Raw genomic sequence first — 18,232 nt, 5'->3', positions numbered from 1 at the left:
ATCTTTTTAAAATTAAATTTAAAATTAATTATTTGATTTATATTCATATTTAACCTTGTAAAAATAAGGTTTATTATAGCAAATATATATTTAGGAATTTGATTTAAAATTTATTTAAGTATTTAATTTTTCTTTTTTTGAACTTCAAATTGACTTAAGTCAAAGTCAAAATTTTTAAACTTTTTTAGAATAGTGAGAAAAAAGGAGAAAAAATGTTTGATTTTAAATCTTGGAAAAAAGTTAGTTTAGCAAATGCTACGGTTGAGTTTTATGAGAATGATGAATATTTAGCTTTTGATAGTAGTCAGTGTATGCCACCTGAACCTATGATAAATGCTAGAGTTGGCTTAAATAATTTAAAGCCTAATCAAAAATTAATTATGCTAAATCATAAAAATCCTTTAGGCTTACTTCCTAGCGTGAAGCCATATTATGATATTCAAACTACACAAAAAGATGGACTTTTTTGGCTAGTATTTACTAAAATTAAAGAGCATAGCAATTTTGATGAAGCTTGTAAAGACCATCCATAAGGGTTAAATTATGTTAAACGCATTCGCACCACCATTTAAAGTGGTGGCTATTTATTTTATATTTGCATTTTGCTATTTATTAGCTTTTATGTTTTTATTTTCTTATTCAAATTATGATTTTGAAAGTTATCAATTTAAAGCGTTTTTACATTGTTTTTTTGCTGGATTTGCTTTAAATATAATAATAGGTAGCCTTTATCAATTAAGCTCGGTAATTTATGAAAAAGCATTCTTTAGTATAAAAGGTGTATTTTTTGTGAGTTTTATTTGCAATATCTCTTTAGCCTTTATTATGTATTCGTTTTTAAATTATGATTTGGAATTACTAAAATATAGCGTATTTGCTATGATTTTAAGTGTTTTTTATTTTATTGTGCTGTTTTTAATATCATTTTTTGATTTTAATAATATTGCTAAAAGTGCTTTATTTTGTGGGGTTGTTTTTTTAGCATTAGGCTTAGTTTGTGCTGGTTTAATTGCGCTTATTTTAAACGGGCTTATATATTTAGATTATGAACTAATTCTTCATCTTCATATATATTTTATGTTAGGTTTTATTTTGTTTATTTGTATAGGTGCTGCTAGTGTATTATTGCCAATGTTTGCACTAACTCATAAGCATAAAAATTATTTATTATGGCTTAGTTTAGTGGCATATTTTTTAGCATTTTTTCATAAAAGTATAGCGATTTTTTCCCTAGCTTGTTTTGTATTTTGGTGTTTATATATACTTAAAATACGAACAAGAAAGGCTAAAGATTATTGGAATTTAAATATTGTTTTTGCTTGTATTGGCTCGTTTTTAGCGATGAGAGAATTTTATGTTTTAGACTATGCTTTAGCTATTAAATTATTAATTTTTGCAACGATTTTACCTTTTATAATCGCACATATTTATAAGATTTTGCCATTTTTAATATGGTTTCATTTTATTTCAAAATTAATCGGAAAAATAAAAGTCCCTTTATTAGATGATATGGTGATTAAAAAAGCAGCTTTTTTTACTATGTTAATTAATATATGCTTAGTAATTTCTCTTTATTTTAGTTCATCAATTTATTTATATATAGCGTTAAATATAGGTCTTTTAATTAATGTAATCAATTTTTTTACTTATATAAATTACAAAGGAGCAAAGAATGAAAAAGCAAGTAATTAATGCAATTTCAAATGTAATTGACCCTGAAGTGGGTTTTGATATTTTAGCCTTAGGGCTTATTTATGATATACAAATTGATAATTCATATTGTAAAATCACTATGACCTTATCTACTAAGTCTTGTCCTATGCATGATTTACTGATAACTTGGGTAAAAGACTCTGTTTTAAGTGTAGATGGAATAGATAGTGTTGATATTGATTTAGTGTTTGAACCTGCTTGGAGTATAGAAATGGCTAGTGATGAGGTTAAAAGTGCTTTAAGTTTTTGATTTACTATGAGAGATTTTCTCATAGTAAATTCTAATTATAATTTGATTTTTAATAAAGAATTATTAGCCATTTCAGGCACTAAAAGTGTGTTTGTAGAGTTATCATAAAACATATCAGCAGGTCCTTTAAGTGCTTTTAAATCTAGCTTTTCTAATTTATTTTGATTAAGTTTATAAATATAACCATTTAGCTCTTTACCCCAGCTAGATACTAAAATATCATCATTAATTTTAACAATTCCATCAAATTGCTCTAAATTATCACTTAGTTTTTCTATATTTTTACTAGCTAAATCAATTTTTAAAATAGCTCCGCCATCTTTTTCACTAGGGTCATACCCTACAACATATAAAGAATTTTTATCAATTAATAAGCCATTAGGACCACCATAACTTTTGTCAATATTCATAAAAGTTTTATAGTTTTTATCTTTTAAATTGATTTCAAAAATCGTATAAGTGCCAGTATCACTTACTAAAAGAGTATCATTGTCTAAGCTCTCAATTGCATTTAAAAATACCGAGCCTTTAATTTCTAGCTTAAATACTTCTTTTTTGCTTGTTATATCAAAGCCGTATAAAGTATCAATATCTACAACATAAAGTGTATTGTTAATAATCTTCATACCTTTTGGAGCATTTAAATTCTTTACAAATACATTGATTTTATCATCAGCTTTTGAGATTATATTTATATAACCATCTAAATCCTTGTTTAAAGGCTCAATTTTTTGACCCACATTTGAGACAAATACATAATCTTTATTTGCCACAACACTCTCAGGCGAAGCAAAAGCATTGATTTCTTTAACTTCCATTGCATTCATACTAGCAAGTAATGCTATACTTAAAATATATTTTTTCATCTTTTCTCCTTAAATAATTTTTGAAAAATTATAAGGAAAAAAGAATTTTATTTCTAATAGTTTTAATGTAAAAAATATAAGTTTTTTGATTTTTGAAATTGTTTTGGGGTTTTATTATATCTTTTTTTATAGCGTGAAATAAACCAAGCAGGGGAGTTAAATCCTACTTCTAAACATATTTCTGTAATGTTTTTGTTTGAAAATTCTAATAAGAATTTTGCCTTTTCAAATTTTTTATTATCAAGCCATTCTTTAGGGCTAATTCCAAAACTTTGTTTGAAGTTTTTGCTAAAAGTAGTTAAGGACATATTAGATATTTTTGCCATATCATTTACGCTTTGAAAATCTTGCTCACAATATGAAAATATCTGATATAAAGATAGTTTAAAATTAGTAATTATGGTCTTTAAAAATGATAAAAAACTTTGATTGTTTTTGCTATAAAGTAGGGCTAAAAATAATTCTTCAAATTTTAATTTTAAAATATCTTCATTGGTTTTATAACTAAAACAAGGTAAAAATGATGTAAAAATTGAGCTTAATAATTCATTAGAATTTAGCTTAAAAATATGCTCATTGGTTGTAAAATTGCTATTTAAAAGGGCTTTATATTTATAAATTAGCTCTATTAAAATACTTTCTTTAAAACAAATTATAATTGAATTATAATAGTTATTTTCTACGCAGTCTTTTATCAGATATGAGCCTTTTGTAAAAAACAAAATCTCGTTTTTATTAATTGTAAAATCTTGCTTTTTAGTATGTATCATTTTATATCCATCATTTATAAAAACAAGAGCATAATCATCAAATAATACTTCATAATAATCATCATTTTTTCTAGTTTCATATAAACAAAGATTAAGATAATTAGAACTTATAACATTTTTGCTGATTTTACTTAATTCATTAGGTAAATATATCATTTTTTGCCTTTAGTTTTAAAATTTATATATTTTACAAAAGAAAAATTTAATAAAAATTCTTTCGTATATACAAAATATAAATTTTAATTTACAAAAAGTAACACTTTTTCAAAAAAATTAATTTTATTTAATTTATTTTTCATAATTTTTATCATTTTTTGCATATTCTTTCTTAAATACAAAAAATAAAATTTAATTTTTTTGTATATACAAAATTAAGGAGAAATTATGGGAATTTTAAAAGGAACTTTACCAGCTTTATATACACCATATAAAGATGATGGAAGTATTAACGAAGTTGAGTTTTTAAAGATGTGTGAATGGGGCATTGAAAAAGGACTTGATGGTTTGTTTTGTAATGGTAGTGCGGGAGATTCTCAAGCAATGCCATACGAAATGAAAGTAAAAATGCTAGAGCTTTCAATTAAAGCTGCAAATAATAAAGTGCCTGTTATTTGTGGGATAGGAAGTTGTATTTATAAAGAGAGTTTAGACCTTGCAAACGAAGCTTATATAAAAGGAGCTAATGCGCTTTTGCTTATGATGCCATATTATTATAAGTTTAATGATGATACGCTTTATGCTTATGTAAAAGACTTACAAGCAAAAGTAAAACTCCCACTTTATATTTACAATATTCCACTTTTTGCACCTGCAATGAGCTTAAATCTAATTGAAAAATTAAGCAAATTACCGAATATTGTAGGTATTAAAGATAGCAGTGGAGATGCTTTGTTGCTAAATCATATTTTAGATGTTGTGCCAAGTGATTTTGATGTATTTGTGGGTCGTGAAGAGCATTATTTTGGAGCTTTAATGATGGGTGCAAAAGGTTCAATGACAAGTGCAGGATGTGTTTTCCCTGACGCTATGAGTGCGATTTATAAAGCATATAATGAGAAAAATTACGAAAGAGCAATCAAGCTTCAAAAAGCCTTGCTACCAGCTATTAGATTTGGAATGAGCTTATCATTTCCTATGGGATTTGCGCTTTTACTTAAAGCTCGTGGTTTTGCTTTTGCAAACAAAAGCATTCACCCACTAAGCGAAGAGACCTTAAAAGCACTTGATGAAAAATTCGAATATGCAAAAGAATTAGTTAAAAACATAGAGAGAATACTCTGAATAGAGGTTTAAAATGAAAATTAAGAAATTTTTAGAAAAGGTTCCAGGTGGTATGATGTTAGTTCCTATGTTATTAGGTGCTATTATACATACTTTTCTTCCTGATAAATTGGCTTATTTTGGACCTTTTACTAATGCCTTAGGAACAGGTGCAACAGTAATGCTTGCTGTTTGGTTTGTAGGTATTGGAGCAAGTATTAAACTTAAGGCTACTACAACAGTTTTAAAAAAATCTGGAGTATTGTTAGCAACTAAAATATTTGCCGCATTTATGGCGTGTATTATAGTTAAACAGCTTGTTCCTAACGGTATGATAACTGAAGGCTTTTTTGTTGGTTTTAGCACATTAGCAGTAGTTGCTGCAATGGATATGACTAATGCTGGTCTTTATACGGCTTTAACAAAACAATACGGAACTACAGAAGAAGCTGGTGCTAGTTTATTGTTAATGATAGAAAGTGGTCCTTTATTTACTATGTTAATTTTGGGGGTTAGTGGTTTAGCATCTTTTCCTATACAAAACTTTATAGGATTAATGATTCCATTTGTATTAGGTTTTGTATTGGGTAATTTAGATGAAGATTTTAGAGAATTTTTAACTAAATTAAATGAGCCAATGATAATTTTTGTTGGTTTTGCACTTGGAAGTACCATAAACTTAAGCTCGATTCTTGATGCTGGATTATCTGGATTGGTTTTAGCATTTATTGTAATCATATACACAGGAATATTATTAATATTTGCAGATATTTTTATTGCAAAAGGCAATGGAACTGCAGGTATAGCAGCATCAAGTACTGCAGGAGCAGCTGCGGCTACTCCGATGTTAGTTGCTGATTTTTATCCAGATTTTAAACCATTAGTAGAACATGCAACTATTTTAGTTAGCACTTGCGTTGTAGTAACAGCTTTTGTTGTGCCAATAATTACTGCTTATTATTCTAAATGGGCAAAAAATAAATTTAAGGTTAAATTATGAAAAATAGATTTTTAAAAGTTAGTGAAATTGACAATGTTGCAACTGCAATAAGTGATTTAAATAAAGGCGAAGTTTTTAATGAAGTTACCTTATTAAATGATATTAAAAGCGGACATAAATTCGCTTTAACTGATATTAAAAAAGGTGATTTTATTATTAAATACGGCGAAGTAATAGGAGCAGCTAGTATTGATATAAAAAAAGGCGAGTGGGTTCATACAACCAACACCGAAGGCGTTCGTGGTAGGGGAGATAGCTGTGATAGTTCAAAATTAGAAAATGCTTTAAGATTAAGCATTGAGAGTGCAAATAAGAAAAATCTAAACGCACAAGATTCAAAACACGAAAAAGTAATTTTGAAAGGCTATAGAAGAGAAGATGGCAAGTTTGGCTTAAGAAATAAGGTCTTAATAATTCCTAGCGTTGTATGTGCTAATAAGGTCGTAGAAAACATTGCTAAAGCGTGTCCTGAAGCTGTATATGTAACTCATCAGCACGGATGTAGTCAGCTTGATTTTGATGCAGAACAAACAAGAATGCTAATGGCTGGAAATTGTGCAAATCCTAATGTATATGCAGCACTTGTAGTTGGGCTTGGTTGTGAGACTATTAGTTCAAATTCTGTTAAAGAATTAGCAAAAAGTTTAGCTCCTTATAAAGATATAAGAGCAATTAGTATTCAAGAGCTAGGTGGCATTACAAATACAACAAATGAAGGCATAAAAATAGTTAAAGATATGCTTGAGAATGCTAGTAAATGTGAATTAAGTGAAGGTGATTTTAGCGATATTATCTTAGGCACTGAATGCGGTGGAAGTGATGCTTATAGTGGGCTTAGTGCAAATCCATCGCTAGGAAGTTTAAGTGATTATGTAGTAGAGAATGGTGGAGCTGTGATTTTAGCTGAAACGACCGAGCTAATAGGAGCTGAAAATATCTTAGCAAGGCGTGCAATTAATGCTGAAGTTGAGAAAAAAATATATGAAAAAATCTATGGCTTTGAAGAAAATGTAAAAAATAGTGGCTCAGACATTCGTGGTGCAAATCCAAGTCCAGGAAATATAGCAGGTGGGCTAACTACTATTGAAGAAAAAAGCCTTGGTTGTGTTTATAAAGCAGGGACAAGCAAAGTTGTAGATGTGATTGATTATGCAATGCCAGTTACTAAAAAAGGTCTTACATTTATGGATACTCCAGGAAATGATATAGAGCAGCTTAGTGCTATGGTTGCGGGTGGGGCTAATTTAGTTGTATTTACTACAGGTCGTGGAACTCCAACAGGAAGCCCTGTAACTCCAACGATTAAGCTAAGCACAAATAATTTTTGTGCGAAAAATATGGCTGATGTGATTGATTTAAACGCAGGCGAAATCGTAGATGGCAATAAGAGTAAAGAAGATATTAGAGATGAATTAATAGAGCTAATCGTAAAAATTAGTGAAGGCAAATTAACAAAAGCAGAAATCAATAAACAAAATGATTTTAGCGTTTGGCGACTAGCAACAACTTGCTAAGTCTTAAATAAAGGGGGATTTATGGAAAAAATAGTTAATAAAATGTATTTAAAGATAATGCCTTTAATACTTTTAATGTTTTGTTTAGCAATGCTAGATAGATCAAATATTGCTTATGTAAAAGATTATATAGAAATAGACGCTGGTATTAGCAAGGCTGCATATGCTTTAGGTGCAGGGATATTTTTTATAGGCTATGCGATATTTGAAATTCCATCAAATTTATTATTGCATAAATTAGGGGCAAAAATTTGGCTAAGTAGAATTATGATAACTTGGGGACTTGTATGTATGGCTATGATTTACATAAAAGATGAAACAAGTTTTTATATTCTAAGATTTTTATTAGGGCTTAGCGAAGCAGGATTTAGCCCAGGGGTTATTTTATATCTTAGTTATTTTTTTCCTACTATTTATAGGTCAAAAGCTTATGGTTTTTATCAATTAGGAGCACCGCTTGCACTAATGCTTGGTGGCGTAATTACAGGGGCTATATTAGATTATGCACCTAGCATTTGGTTTAAAAATTGGCAATGGATGTTTATTGTCCAAGGTGCTATTACTATTTTAGTTGGTTTTTATGCTTATTTTAAACTTGCAAGTAAACCTGAAGATGCTAAATGGTTAAGCGAAGAAGAAAAAGCAATTTTAATTGCTGAACTTGAAAAAGAACAAAATAATAAAGAAGAATTAAATTCTAGCAAAGCTTTATCATCAATTATTGTATGGAAATTCGTTTTAGTTTATTTTGCAATTCAGCTTAGTGTTTATGGGGTTTTATTTTATTTACCTACTCAAGTTTCACATTTTTTAGGGACAAATGTTGGATTAAAGGTTGGAATTATTAGTGCAATTCCTTGGGCTGTTGTATTAATTGCTCTACCTATTATTACAAGTTATGCTGATAAATTAAGAGCTTGGAGTTCTTTTAGCATTGCATTATTATTGTTAGCTGTTGTTAGTATGCTTTTATCTGTATTTATAAATTCTTTAGCTTTATTTATTTTATTCATATCTTTAGCAGCTGTTGGTTTTATAGCGATTCAGCCTATTTTTTGGAATTTACCAACTCAAATCTTAAAAGGCACAGGAGCAGCAGCAGGAATAGCATTGATTGGGGCTTTAGGCAATCTTGGTGGTTTTGTAGCGCCTAATTTAAAAAATTATGCCGAAAGTCAATTTAATAGTTCTTATGCAGGTTTAATTGCTTTATGCTTGGTCGCATTCTTAGGAGTGCTTATGTTAATACATTTAAAAAAATCTTACACAAATATTAAATAAGGAGAAATTATGGATTTAGGATTAAAAGGAAAAGTTGTAGTTGTTACAGGTGGTGGAAAAGGTATTGGTGGCGGCATTAGTATGTGTTTAGCTAATGAAGGTGCAATTCCTGTTATCGTATCTCGCTCTAAGCTTGATAGTGATTTTGAAAGCAAAATTAAAGCACTTTGCCCAAATTACGGCTTTTATCAATTAGATTTATCAAAATGGCAAGAAATTAGTGCAGTTGTAGAGCAAATTGTGGCTAAATATGGCTCAATTTACGCACTTGTTAATAATGCAGGTATGAATGATAATCTTCATATTGAAAGTGCTACGACAGAGGAGCTTATTAAAAGTTATGAGAGTAATTTATTTCATTATTATGAAATGACAAAATGCTGCCTTCCACATATTAAAAAAGAGCAAGGAAGTATTTTAAATATCTCAAGTAAAACAGGTATCACAGGTCAAGGAAGAACAACAGCATACGCAAGTGCAAAGGGCGCTCAAATAGCTATGACAAGAGAGTGGGCTTGCGCTTTTGCACCTGATAATGTTAGAGTAAATTGTATTTGCCCTGCTGAAGTTTGGACTCCACTTTATGAAAAATGGATTAAAAATTTCTCTGACCCTGAAAAACAATATCAAGAAATTGCAAAATTTATTCCGCTAGGTCATCGCTTTACAACTTGCGAAGAGATAGCTGATACTGCAGTATTTACAATAAGCCCAAGAGCATCTCACACAACAGGGCAGATTTTAACTCCAGATGGTGGTTATATGCATCTTGATCGTGCATTAAACTGGGAAAATTAAGGAGAGAAAATGAATAAAAATGTAAAAATTGCAATTATTTTAGTAACTTCATTATTTTTCTTATGGGGTGTTAGCTATGGACTTGTTGATGTTATGAATAAAAACTTTCAAAATCATCTAGGCATTACTCAACAAAATAGTGGCTACTTGCAAATGGCTTATTTTGGGGCGTATTTTGTGATGGCACTTCCTGCTGGCTGGATTGCTTCAAGATTTTCTTATAAGGTTGGGATTATTACAGGACTAGCACTTTATGCGATTGGTTGTTTGCTAATAATTCCTGCAACTAATATGGCTAGTTTTTCTATGTTTTTATTTGCATTTTTCATTCTTGCGTGTGGGCTTGGAGCACTTGAGACTAATGCAAATCCTTATATGACAAAGCTAGGAGATGAGAAAAACGCTTCATTTAGAATTAATGCAGCTCAAAGCTTTAATGGTTTTGGACAATTTGTTGGACCTATTATTGGTGGAAGTTTGTTTTTATCAATCACTCATAGTGGCGAAAATGCAAGTGCTGCAGAAAAAGAACAAGCATTACTTGAAAATATGTTTAATGTGCAAATGGTTTATGTAGGAATTGCTTTAGTAGTGTTTTTAATCTTACTTGCATTTGTGTTTAATAAAATTCCAGAAGGTAGCGAAGTAAGTGAAGAAGTAGAGTTTAAAGACAACTCAAAATCAATTGATGTATTTAAACATAGGCATTTTAACTTAGGCGTATTAGCTCAATTTTTATATGTTGCAGCTCAAGTTGGAGCAGGAGCGTTTTTTATAAATTACGCAGTAGAACATACAGCAAGTTTAGGAGAAAAAGCTTTAAGCGATGAAAAATCAGCATATTTTTTCTCAGCTGCACTTGTTGCGTTTATGATAGGAAGAATTGTTACAACTCCACTTATGAAAAAATTTAAAGGTGAGAGTATTTTGGGGCTTTATTCATTAATAAATGTTGCATTGTGCTTTTATTTATATATTGCTGATGGAATGATTAGTGTTTATGCTTTAATTTTAGTATTTTTCTTTATGAGCATTAGTTTTCCTACTATTTTTGCCGTTGCTACAAAGGATTTGCCATTAAATCAAGTAAAACTTGGTGGCTCAATCTTAGTAATGAGTATTTGTGGTGGTGCAATAATGCCTACAATTATGGGTTCAATAAATGATAGTTATGGCACAGGTGCGGGATTTTTAGCTTTAGCTCCTTGCTTTTTATATGTAGCATTATATAGCTTTTTATGGACTAAAAAGTCATGAAAATAATTGATACACATTTTCATATATGGGATAAAAATGATATTAGTTGGGTGCAAAACGCCCCAACTAGATTGCAAAGAGATTTTTCTTTTGATGAATATTTAGATGAGTTTAGCAAAAGTGATTTTTTAGGTGGAGTTTATGTAGAAATAAATGCAAATAATCCTAGCCAAGAGAGTGCAAAAATGCTTAGCTTTCAACATAAAAAATTACTTGCTTTATGCCTTGCTACGATAGGTGGTGCTAGTTTTAGAGAAGTTTTACATACAAAGCCAAGTGGATATTGCTTAGGCAGTGAGTTTAAAAAGACTATTAATTTAGTAAATGCAAATGATTTAATGTTTGAAATTTGTATAAATGAAGATGAGCTAAGTAATTTTAGCAAAATTGCAAAGGAATTTAAATCAGGAATTATCTTTAATCATTTTGCAAATATTAAGGATTTTAGTGGCGAAGATAGTTTAAGGCAAATTGCTAAAAGAGAAAATGTTTATATGAAATTATCTTGTCAAGATGATTTTATTTTAGGTAAGGATTATTCAAAATTACTTGATATGGCATTTAATATTTTTGGAGAAAGTAGAATTTGTTTTGGCTCAAACTATCCTGTAAGTGAGTTAAAACCAAATGAATGGATTAGAATAATTGAAAATCATTTTAAAAGTGATGATTTAAAAGAAAAGATTTTTTATTTAAATGCAAAAGAAATTTATAAAATAAAGGAGATTTAAAATGCAAAGATTTGGGCAAATTATAAAAGTTATTCCGGAAAAATTAGCTGAATACGAAAGACTTCACGCAAACCCTATGGAAGGTGTAAATGAGATGATAAAGGCTTGTAATATTCGTAATTATTCAATTTATAATTTTGGCGAGTATTTATTCGCTTATTTTGAGTATGTAGGGAGTGATTACGAAGCTGATATGGCAAAAATGGCAGCCGATGAGAATACTCGTAAGTGGTGGGCTTGCACAGACCCTTGCCAAATATCACTTGGCTATGCAGGTCAAAAATGGCTTAATATGAAAGAAGTTTATCATTTAGATTAGACTTTTCATATTAAGTTTAAAATAATTCTTATTTAACTAAATTAAATAAGAATTAAAAATATTTATATAAAGAAAAGTTCTTTAGCATTATCTTGTAATATAATTTTAGCTTTATCATTAGTAACTTTTAAAAAATCATCTAAAGCTTTTTGATAATTTATTTTGCTTTCGTAATTTGTATGCGGCCAATCACTTCCATAAACAAAGCGTTTTATATCAAAAATATCGCTTAATTTATCAAATACATCTTTACTAAACGCTAAATCTTCATCTAATCTATAAAAGCCACTTACTTTAAAATTAATATCTAAATTTTTATAATTATTAAACTCATCTAATAATTTAAAAGTATCTTTATTAGGTCTTGCAAGATGGTCAATCATAATTTTTACATCATATTTAGCTAAATCATCAATGATAAATAATAATTTATCTAATTCTTTATGTAATTCTATATGAAGATTAAATTCTTTAATATACTCTAAAGCTTCTTTATAATCATCAAAATTCGGCTTATCTTTTCCTATTAGATTAAGCCTTAATCCGCAGACATTTTTTTCTTTTAAATCACTAATATTATTAGGGTCAATTACCACAATTCCCCTTAAATTAGAATGCTCTTTTAAAGCTTGTAATAAATATGAATTATCAAAACCTAAAAAACTAGGCTGAACTAAAACTCCATAAGAAAAATTAAATTCCTTTAAATTAGCCAAATATTGTTCGCAACTTGCATCATAATTTGGCACATATCTAACTACATTAGCCGAACTTATATTTGCTCTAAAAATGTGAGCGTGAGTATCTATATACATAAGCTTTCCTTAAAAAATATTCATAACAATAATTCCAGCAATTAATGCTGCTATAAAACCTATAGGAATTGCTCTTACAATCAAGCCTTTAAATAAACTATCCTTATGCTCGTTTGCAATCGCTCCTAAAACCAATGAACCTCCAGAGCTAAATGGAGAAATAGCACTAGCTTGTGCTCCAATTACTATGCAAGTAAATAGCACAACTTCATTAAAACCACTTGCATTGCTTAATGTAGGCACAAGTGGGAAAAGTGCAGGAGTAACCACTCCTAAAGTGCTAGAAAATAGCGACATAATAGCTGCAATTATCATCATCATAATAGGGACAATTATTTTTGGCACATTGCTTTCTACAAAGCCTGATAATTGATTAATCACACCTGCTTTAGTAGCAATGCTAACAAGTATCCCAACTCCGCAAATCATAATCAAAGTTCCCCAAGGAATAAGTGCTATAACTTGCTTTTCATCTCCTAATTTTAAAAGCAATGATATAGCTACAAAAACAATAGCTATTAATCCTATATCTATTTTAGAATTTATAAAAGTTATAGTTTTTTCATTAGGAAATGCAATGTGTAATAAAGGAAAAGCTAATACAAAAACCATCATAAGCGCCATTAAAATTAGTGTGGTTTTTTGTTTATCATTAAAAGTAATTTTTTCGCTTAATAATTCTATTTTTATATTAGATTTTTTTGCTTTAAATACAAAAAGACTGATTACAAAAATAGGCAAAATAAAAGTAAATAAAAATATCACAAAAGCATTAGAAAATGCAATATCAGGATTTATACTTGATTTTTCCATAAGAGAGCGAAATATTATTCCACTTTGAGAAGTTGGGAAATTTGCCCCGCCTAAAGCACCATAATTAATAGCCATAGCTCCACCAACTCTATCAAGACCTGTTTTTTCGCAGAGTAAAAAAGTAATTGGAGCCATAAAAGCTAAAACACTATAAAATCCAGCACCCATTGCAGCAATTAAAGCCGATACTAAAAATATAGCATAAGGTAAAAAATACGGATAATTTTCAAATTTTTTAATCAAAAATGCAGCTAGTTTTTCTAATGTCCCATTAACACTTGCAAAATTATAAAATAACGAAACCGCAAAAATAACAAAAAATATAGAAACAGGCCAATAAGAAATAATTTCTTTAGGCTTTAAATCCATAAAAAACGCACCAATAATATAGGCAAATATAATTGCAAAAAATCCTATATTTAAACGAGTTTTATAGCCAATTAGAATTGATAAAACAATGGCTAAGATAATAAAACTTGTAAGCATATTAATCCTTTAATTAAAAATCTTTTTTTAAATTCTTTTTTAAATTCCAAATAATTTATGTAAAATAACATTAATTTGATTAACGAAGAAAAAAGGAGAAATAATATGAATAATTATGAATTATTTTATAATGAAGCTAAGAATATGTTTAAAGATAGGATATTTAATGACTATCTTAGATGTTTTGCTTACGGAATTGATGCGTCTTGCTATAAATATGTTCCTAAGGTAGTAGTAATAGCAAGAAATGAGAGTGAAATACAAGAAATAATTAGACTAGCAAATAAATATAAAACTCCATTAAACTTTAGAGCAGCAGGAACTAGCTTAAGCGGTCAAAGCTCAACGGATAGTGTTTTAGTAGTAATTAAGTTTGCATTCAAAAAAATCGCTATAAATGATGATGCTAGCGAGATTAGTTTAGGTTGTGGTGTTGTTGGAGTTAATGCTAATTTATCATTAGCTAAATTAAGTAAAAAAATTGGCCCAGACCCTGCTACGATTAATTCAGCTTTAATTGGTGGTATTGTTGCTAACAACTCAAGTGGTATGTGCTGTGGAACTAAGGATAATTCTTATAAAACTTTAAATAGTATTAGAGTGATATTAAATGATGGAACTATCCTAGATACTAAAGATAAAGCAAATGTGGAAGAATTTAAAAGAACTCACGCTAATTTAATTAATGAAATTAGAGCTATTAAAGAAGAGATTAAAAATGATAGCGAATTATATGAATTAATTAAACGCAAATTTAAAATCAAAAACACAACAGGCTATGCTATAAATTCTTTCATTGATTATGATGATGAAATAGATATTTTAGCTCATTTATTTATAGGTAGCGAAGGGACTTTAGGTTTTGTTAGTGAAGCAAGACTTAAAACTATTGATGATTTACCTTATAAAGCCTGTGCTTTATTGTTTTTTAATGATATTAGTGATGCTGCAAATACTATTAGTGAATTTGCAAAATATGATTTTATAAATTCAGCTGAAATTATGGATTATGCTAGTTTAAAAGCTGCTAGTAGTTATGATGAATTAAAAGATTTATTAAGTGATATAAAAGACAATAATACCTGTGTATTAATTCAAACTGAAAGCGATAATGAAGAAGTTTTAAATGCAAATATAGTTAAAATTAAAGAGCTTTCAAGCAAAACTTTTAAATCATATTATTCTAAAGAAAAAAGCGAATATGATTTATGGTGGAAGATTAGAAAAGCGCTTTTACCAATAGCAGCTAGTAAAAGACCTGTTGGAGCTACTGTTATTACTGAAGATGTGTGTTTTGAGATAAAAGATTTAGCAAATGGTATTAGTGCTATTCAAGATTTATTTAAAGAATTTAATTTTGAAGGTATTATTTTTGGTCACGCATTAGCTGGAAATATTCACTTTATCATCACTCCTAATTTAAATGATAAAACCGAATTTGAAAATTTTGCAAAATTAGTAGAAAAAATGTCAAGTGTAGTAGCTAGTTTTGGTGGAAGTATCAAAGCAGAGCATGGCACAGGAAGAATGGTTGCACCTTTTGTTGAGATTGAGTGGGGTAAAAAAGCTTATGCTATAAATTGCAAGATAAAAGATATTCTTGATAAAGATAATATATTTAATCCTGATGTAATTATTACAAAAGATAAAGATATTTATAAGAAAAATATCAAAAACCAAAGCCCTGTTGATGAAGCTTTAAATTTATGTATGGAATGTGGATTTTGCGAGAGATTTTGTCCATCAAATGAAATCAGCCTAAGCCCTAGACAAAGAATTGCAGTGCTTAAAGAGATGAAGAGTTTAGAAGAATTAAACGACGAAGATAGCAAGAAAAAATTAAAAGATATGAAAAAGCTTTATAATTTTTATGTAGATACTACCTGTGCTGCTTGTGGGGTTTGTTCTATGGTATGTCCTTTAGGTATTAATTTTGCTGATTTTAGCTTAAAATATAGAAAAGCAAATCAAGGAGCTATTTCAAGAATTATCGGTAATTTTGCTTATAATCACCACGAAACTACTTTAGCTCTAGCAAAAACTTCTTTAAAAATTGCTAATAAATTTGATAATTACAAATTAAATAATTTACTAGCTACATTTAATTTACCACAAAGTAGAAATTACTTGCCTAGAGCAAATGATTATAAGTATTCAACAAATACTCAAGAAGAAAATGTTATATATTTTACAAGTTGTTTAAATAAAGCATTTAAGCCTAATGCAAAAATGAGTGATAAAAGAAGCATTCAAGAAGTATTTGAAAGTCTATGTAAAAAGGCAGGAATTGGAATAATCTACGCTCCAAATGATTTATGCTGTGGAAAGGCTTATGAGAATTATGAAAATATTCAAATTGCTAATGAAGCAAAATTAAATGAGTATTTATCTAATCAAAATTGCAGCGTTGTGATTGATCATTCTGCCTGTTCGGCTAAGGTAGTTAAAAATCATAAAGGTAAAGTTTATGATTTGAGTGAATATTTATACAAAGTAATTGCTCCAAGATTAAAAATCACAAAAGTAAATGAGCCAATAGGCCTATATATTATGTGTGCTGCTAGAAAAATGCATATAGAAGATAGCATAATGAGTTTAGCTAAATTATGTGCTGATGAAATAGTAATTGATAATGATACATACTGCTGTGGATTTGCTGGATATAAAGGCTTTTTAACTCCTAAGCTAAATATAAGTGCTACAAATAATTTTAAGAAATTTTATTCAAGCACTAATGTTAAAAGAGGCTTTAGTTCATCTAGCACTTGCGAAGTAGGACTTAGCGATGCTACTAATATGTCTTGGCAACATATTGCTTATTTATTAGACGAATGCAGTAATTAATCATTGAAAGAATTTGAAAATTAATTTTCAAATTCTTTAAGCTTGTGTTACTAAAAGTAATACAAGCTTTAATATTTTTCTTTTTTTCTATCTTTTTATCAATATATCTAGTATCCTAAAAACATAAGTTAATAAAGGAGTAAAATGAAAACTTATGTTTCTAAATTAGTATTAAAAGATACTATAGGTATTGGTGTTTTAGTTGTTAAAGAAGAGCTCTTTAGTAGAGTAGAATTATTTTTAGAAAAAGATTATCAAAAGAGCATAAAAGAATTAGCAAATATTTATGGTTTTAGTGAAGACGCAATTGATTTAAGAGATAAGATTATTTTTCCATCGACTATTGATTCTCAAGTGCATTCTCGTTCTCAAGCAAATAATGAAGATTTTGAACTAGCAAGCAAACAAGCAAGTGCAGGTGGTGTTAGTGTAATGGTAGAAATGCCTTATGATGCAGGATTACTTATATCAAACGCAAATAATTTTAATAAAAAATTAAAAGATGGCTTAGAAAATTCTTATGTTGATTTTGCTCTTTATGCGACCATAAATCCAGAAGATGGTATAAAAAATATTGAAGAATTAATAAAATTAGGTGCTTGTGGCTTTAAATTATCTTTATTCGGAACAGACCCTGTTAGATTTCCTAGAATACCACCATATTTAATGTATGAAGTTATGCTTGAATGTGCAAAATATGATGTAATGGTAGGAGTGCATAATGAAGACCATGAAAGTGTTATTTATCTAACTGAAAAAATAAAACAAGAAAGAACAGACTATAAAGCACATAATTTATCTCGCCCTGAGTGGGTTGAAAATATAGCTGTAAATACTATATATGAATTAGGAGCTAGTGCAAGAGCAAAAGCTCATGTTGTTCATGCTTCTAATAAAAGAGCTTTAGAAATTGCTAATAATTATAAAAAAGATGGATATAAAGCTAGTGTTGAATGCTGTTTGCATTATTTAATTTGCTCTGAAGAAGATGAGGTTAGAAGATTAAATGGTATTGCTAAAATCAACCCACCAATAAGAGATTTAGCCAACAAAGAAGCTATATGGGAATGTTTAAAAAATGGCTTAGTTGATGTAGTTTCAACAGACCATGTAAGATGGAGTAAAGATAGAAAAAGTAATGAGAATATATTTTTAAATTCTAGTGGAGCTGCCGGTCTTGAAGTGTTATTACCTTTATTTTTAAGTGAATGTAAAAAAAGAAATGTAGATTTAAGTTTAGCTTCTAAATTACTATCAACTAATCCAGCGAAATTGTTTAAATTGCCAAATAAAGGAGAATTAAAAGCTGGAAATGATGCTGATTTTGTTATTTTAAGCGAAGATACTTATAAGTATTATGCAAAAGATGGTTTTAGTAATCTTGATTATAGTTTGTATGAAGGCTATGAAATGCTTTATAAAATAAATGAACACTATGTTAGGGGTAATAAAGTATTTGATGGTAAAAATGTATATAAATTTAATGCAAAATTTATAAATCCTAACGAGAATTGA

At 28.9% G+C, this 18,232-nt stretch carries 17 protein-coding genes and 1 pseudogene; 14 read left to right on the top strand and 4 right to left on the bottom strand.

The features are described 5' to 3' along the window. Positions 1 to 212: 212 nt before the first annotated feature. The 3 genes from KJR01_RS08270 to KJR01_RS08260 are packed head-to-tail and all read left to right on the top strand — an operon-like array spanning position 213 to position 1,963. Positions 213 to 533, top strand: a complete 321-nt coding sequence (locus tag KJR01_RS08270; RefSeq protein WP_214118493.1) for a hypothetical protein — start codon at positions 213 to 215, stop codon at positions 531 to 533. A gap of 10 nt (positions 534 to 543) precedes the next feature. After that, entirely contained in the window at positions 544 to 1,692 is a 1,149-nt protein-coding gene (locus tag KJR01_RS08265; protein WP_214118491.1) for a hypothetical protein, read from the top strand. Continuing rightward, complete coding sequence (locus KJR01_RS08260; RefSeq protein WP_214118489.1) at positions 1,673 to 1,963, top strand: metal-sulfur cluster assembly factor; 291 nt, start codon at positions 1,673 to 1,675, stop codon at positions 1,961 to 1,963. Before KJR01_RS08265 ends, KJR01_RS08260 begins: the two co-directional genes overlap by 20 nt. A gap of 35 nt (positions 1,964 to 1,998) precedes the next feature. Here the strand turns inward: KJR01_RS08260 and KJR01_RS08255 are convergent, their stop codons facing one another. Together KJR01_RS08255 and KJR01_RS08250 are read right to left on the bottom strand one after the other, a co-directional pair. Next, on the bottom strand, positions 1,999 to 2,829 hold the full coding sequence (locus KJR01_RS08255; protein WP_214118487.1) for an NHL repeat-containing protein: 831 nt from the start codon (positions 2,827 to 2,829) through the stop codon (positions 1,999 to 2,001). Between the two features lie 62 nt (positions 2,830 to 2,891). Further along, positions 2,892 to 3,755 (bottom strand): helix-turn-helix domain-containing protein, encoded by an 864-nt coding sequence (locus KJR01_RS08250; protein ID WP_214118485.1) that lies wholly within the window; start codon positions 3,753 to 3,755, stop codon positions 2,892 to 2,894. Between the two features lie 228 nt (positions 3,756 to 3,983). On the opposite strand from KJR01_RS08250, the gene KJR01_RS08245 reads away from it, so the two are divergent. The 9 genes and pseudogenes from KJR01_RS08245 to KJR01_RS08210 all read left to right on the top strand — a co-directional run bounded on the left by KJR01_RS08245 (position 3,984) and on the right by KJR01_RS08210 (position 11,759). After that, positions 3,984 to 4,880 (top strand): dihydrodipicolinate synthase family protein, encoded by an 897-nt coding sequence (locus tag KJR01_RS08245; RefSeq protein ID WP_214118483.1) that lies wholly within the window; start codon positions 3,984 to 3,986, stop codon positions 4,878 to 4,880. A gap of 13 nt (positions 4,881 to 4,893) precedes the next feature. Next, entirely contained in the window at positions 4,894 to 5,859 is a 966-nt protein-coding gene (locus KJR01_RS08240) for a 2-keto-3-deoxygluconate permease (protein ID WP_214118481.1), read from the top strand. Further along, positions 5,856 to 6,113 (top strand): annotated as a pseudogene (locus KJR01_RS10280) (UxaA family hydrolase); the annotation flags it as partial. The gene KJR01_RS08240 and the pseudogene KJR01_RS10280, both read left to right, overlap by 4 nt. Before the next feature lie 99 nt (positions 6,114 to 6,212). After that, a complete protein-coding gene (locus tag KJR01_RS08235; protein WP_336607079.1) occupies positions 6,213 to 7,373 on the top strand; it encodes a UxaA family hydrolase in 1,161 nt (386 codons plus the stop codon). Positions 7,374 to 7,394: 21 nt separating this feature from the next. After that, positions 7,395 to 8,654 (top strand): MFS transporter, encoded by a 1,260-nt coding sequence (locus KJR01_RS08230; protein WP_250325174.1) that lies wholly within the window; start codon positions 7,395 to 7,397, stop codon positions 8,652 to 8,654. A gap of 9 nt (positions 8,655 to 8,663) precedes the next feature. Beyond that, positions 8,664 to 9,452, top strand: coding sequence for an SDR family oxidoreductase (locus tag KJR01_RS08225; protein ID WP_214118476.1), 789 nt, complete (start codon positions 8,664 to 8,666; stop codon positions 9,450 to 9,452). Positions 9,453 to 9,461: 9 nt separating this feature from the next. Then, positions 9,462 to 10,709 carry an L-fucose:H+ symporter permease gene (gene fucP, locus KJR01_RS08220; RefSeq protein ID WP_214118474.1) on the top strand — a complete coding sequence of 416 codons (1,248 nt, stop codon included), beginning with the start codon at positions 9,462 to 9,464 and terminating at the stop codon, positions 10,707 to 10,709. Beyond that, positions 10,706 to 11,440, top strand: coding sequence for an amidohydrolase family protein (locus tag KJR01_RS08215; protein ID WP_214118472.1), 735 nt, complete (start codon positions 10,706 to 10,708; stop codon positions 11,438 to 11,440). Before fucP ends, KJR01_RS08215 begins: the two co-directional genes overlap by 4 nt. A gap of 1 nt (position 11,441) precedes the next feature. Then, positions 11,442 to 11,759: an L-rhamnose mutarotase gene (locus KJR01_RS08210; RefSeq protein ID WP_214118470.1), complete on the top strand. Its 318-nt coding sequence runs from the start codon at positions 11,442 to 11,444 to the stop codon at positions 11,757 to 11,759. Between the two features lie 62 nt (positions 11,760 to 11,821). Here the strand turns inward: KJR01_RS08210 and KJR01_RS08205 are convergent, their stop codons facing one another. Together KJR01_RS08205 and KJR01_RS08200 are read right to left on the bottom strand one after the other, a co-directional pair. Then, positions 11,822 to 12,574: an amidohydrolase family protein gene (locus tag KJR01_RS08205; RefSeq protein WP_214118468.1), complete on the bottom strand. Its 753-nt coding sequence runs from the start codon at positions 12,572 to 12,574 to the stop codon at positions 11,822 to 11,824. Between the two features lie 9 nt (positions 12,575 to 12,583). Next, complete coding sequence (locus KJR01_RS08200; protein WP_214118466.1) at positions 12,584 to 13,873, bottom strand: SLC13 family permease; 1,290 nt, start codon at positions 13,871 to 13,873, stop codon at positions 12,584 to 12,586. 105 nt (positions 13,874 to 13,978) lie between these two features. Between KJR01_RS08200 and KJR01_RS08195 the strand changes: the two genes are divergently transcribed. Both KJR01_RS08195 and KJR01_RS08190 read left to right on the top strand, forming a co-directional pair. Continuing rightward, complete coding sequence (locus KJR01_RS08195; RefSeq protein WP_214118464.1) at positions 13,979 to 16,717, top strand: FAD-binding and (Fe-S)-binding domain-containing protein; 2,739 nt, start codon at positions 13,979 to 13,981, stop codon at positions 16,715 to 16,717. A gap of 144 nt (positions 16,718 to 16,861) precedes the next feature. Next, positions 16,862 to 18,232 carry a dihydroorotase gene (locus KJR01_RS08190; protein ID WP_214118462.1) on the top strand — a complete coding sequence of 457 codons (1,371 nt, stop codon included), beginning with the start codon at positions 16,862 to 16,864 and terminating at the stop codon, positions 18,230 to 18,232.

The organism is Campylobacter sp. 2018MI10 (assembly GCF_018501175.1).
Lineage (GTDB): Bacteria > Campylobacterota > Campylobacteria > Campylobacterales > Campylobacteraceae > Campylobacter_E.
The sequence above is the reverse complement of the archived record's forward strand: the minus strand, read 5'-3'. Positions and strand labels throughout refer to the sequence as shown.

Coding starts and splice junctions, on each gene's coding strand:
- KJR01_RS08270 (WP_214118493.1), top strand. CDS start 213: ATGTTTGATTTTAAATCTTGGAAAAAAGTTAGTTTAGCAAATGCTACG.
- KJR01_RS08265 (WP_214118491.1), top strand. CDS start 544: ATGTTAAACGCATTCGCACCACCATTTAAAGTGGTGGCTATTTATTTT.
- KJR01_RS08260 (WP_214118489.1), top strand. CDS start 1,673: ATGAAAAAGCAAGTAATTAATGCAATTTCAAATGTAATTGACCCTGAA.
- KJR01_RS08255 (WP_214118487.1), bottom strand. CDS start 2,829: ATGAAAAAATATATTTTAAGTATAGCATTACTTGCTAGTATGAATGCA.
- KJR01_RS08250 (WP_214118485.1), bottom strand. CDS start 3,755: ATGATATATTTACCTAATGAATTAAGTAAAATCAGCAAAAATGTTATA.
- KJR01_RS08245 (WP_214118483.1), top strand. CDS start 3,984: ATGGGAATTTTAAAAGGAACTTTACCAGCTTTATATACACCATATAAA.
- KJR01_RS08240 (WP_214118481.1), top strand. CDS start 4,894: ATGAAAATTAAGAAATTTTTAGAAAAGGTTCCAGGTGGTATGATGTTA.
- KJR01_RS08230 (WP_250325174.1), top strand. CDS start 7,395: ATGGAAAAAATAGTTAATAAAATGTATTTAAAGATAATGCCTTTAATA.
- KJR01_RS08225 (WP_214118476.1), top strand. CDS start 8,664: ATGGATTTAGGATTAAAAGGAAAAGTTGTAGTTGTTACAGGTGGTGGA.
- fucP (WP_214118474.1), top strand. CDS start 9,462: ATGAATAAAAATGTAAAAATTGCAATTATTTTAGTAACTTCATTATTT.
- KJR01_RS08215 (WP_214118472.1), top strand. CDS start 10,706: ATGAAAATAATTGATACACATTTTCATATATGGGATAAAAATGATATT.
- KJR01_RS08210 (WP_214118470.1), top strand. CDS start 11,442: ATGCAAAGATTTGGGCAAATTATAAAAGTTATTCCGGAAAAATTAGCT.
- KJR01_RS08205 (WP_214118468.1), bottom strand. CDS start 12,574: ATGTATATAGATACTCACGCTCACATTTTTAGAGCAAATATAAGTTCG.
- KJR01_RS08200 (WP_214118466.1), bottom strand. CDS start 13,873: ATGCTTACAAGTTTTATTATCTTAGCCATTGTTTTATCAATTCTAATT.
- KJR01_RS08195 (WP_214118464.1), top strand. CDS start 13,979: ATGAATAATTATGAATTATTTTATAATGAAGCTAAGAATATGTTTAAA.
- KJR01_RS08190 (WP_214118462.1), top strand. CDS start 16,862: ATGAAAACTTATGTTTCTAAATTAGTATTAAAAGATACTATAGGTATT.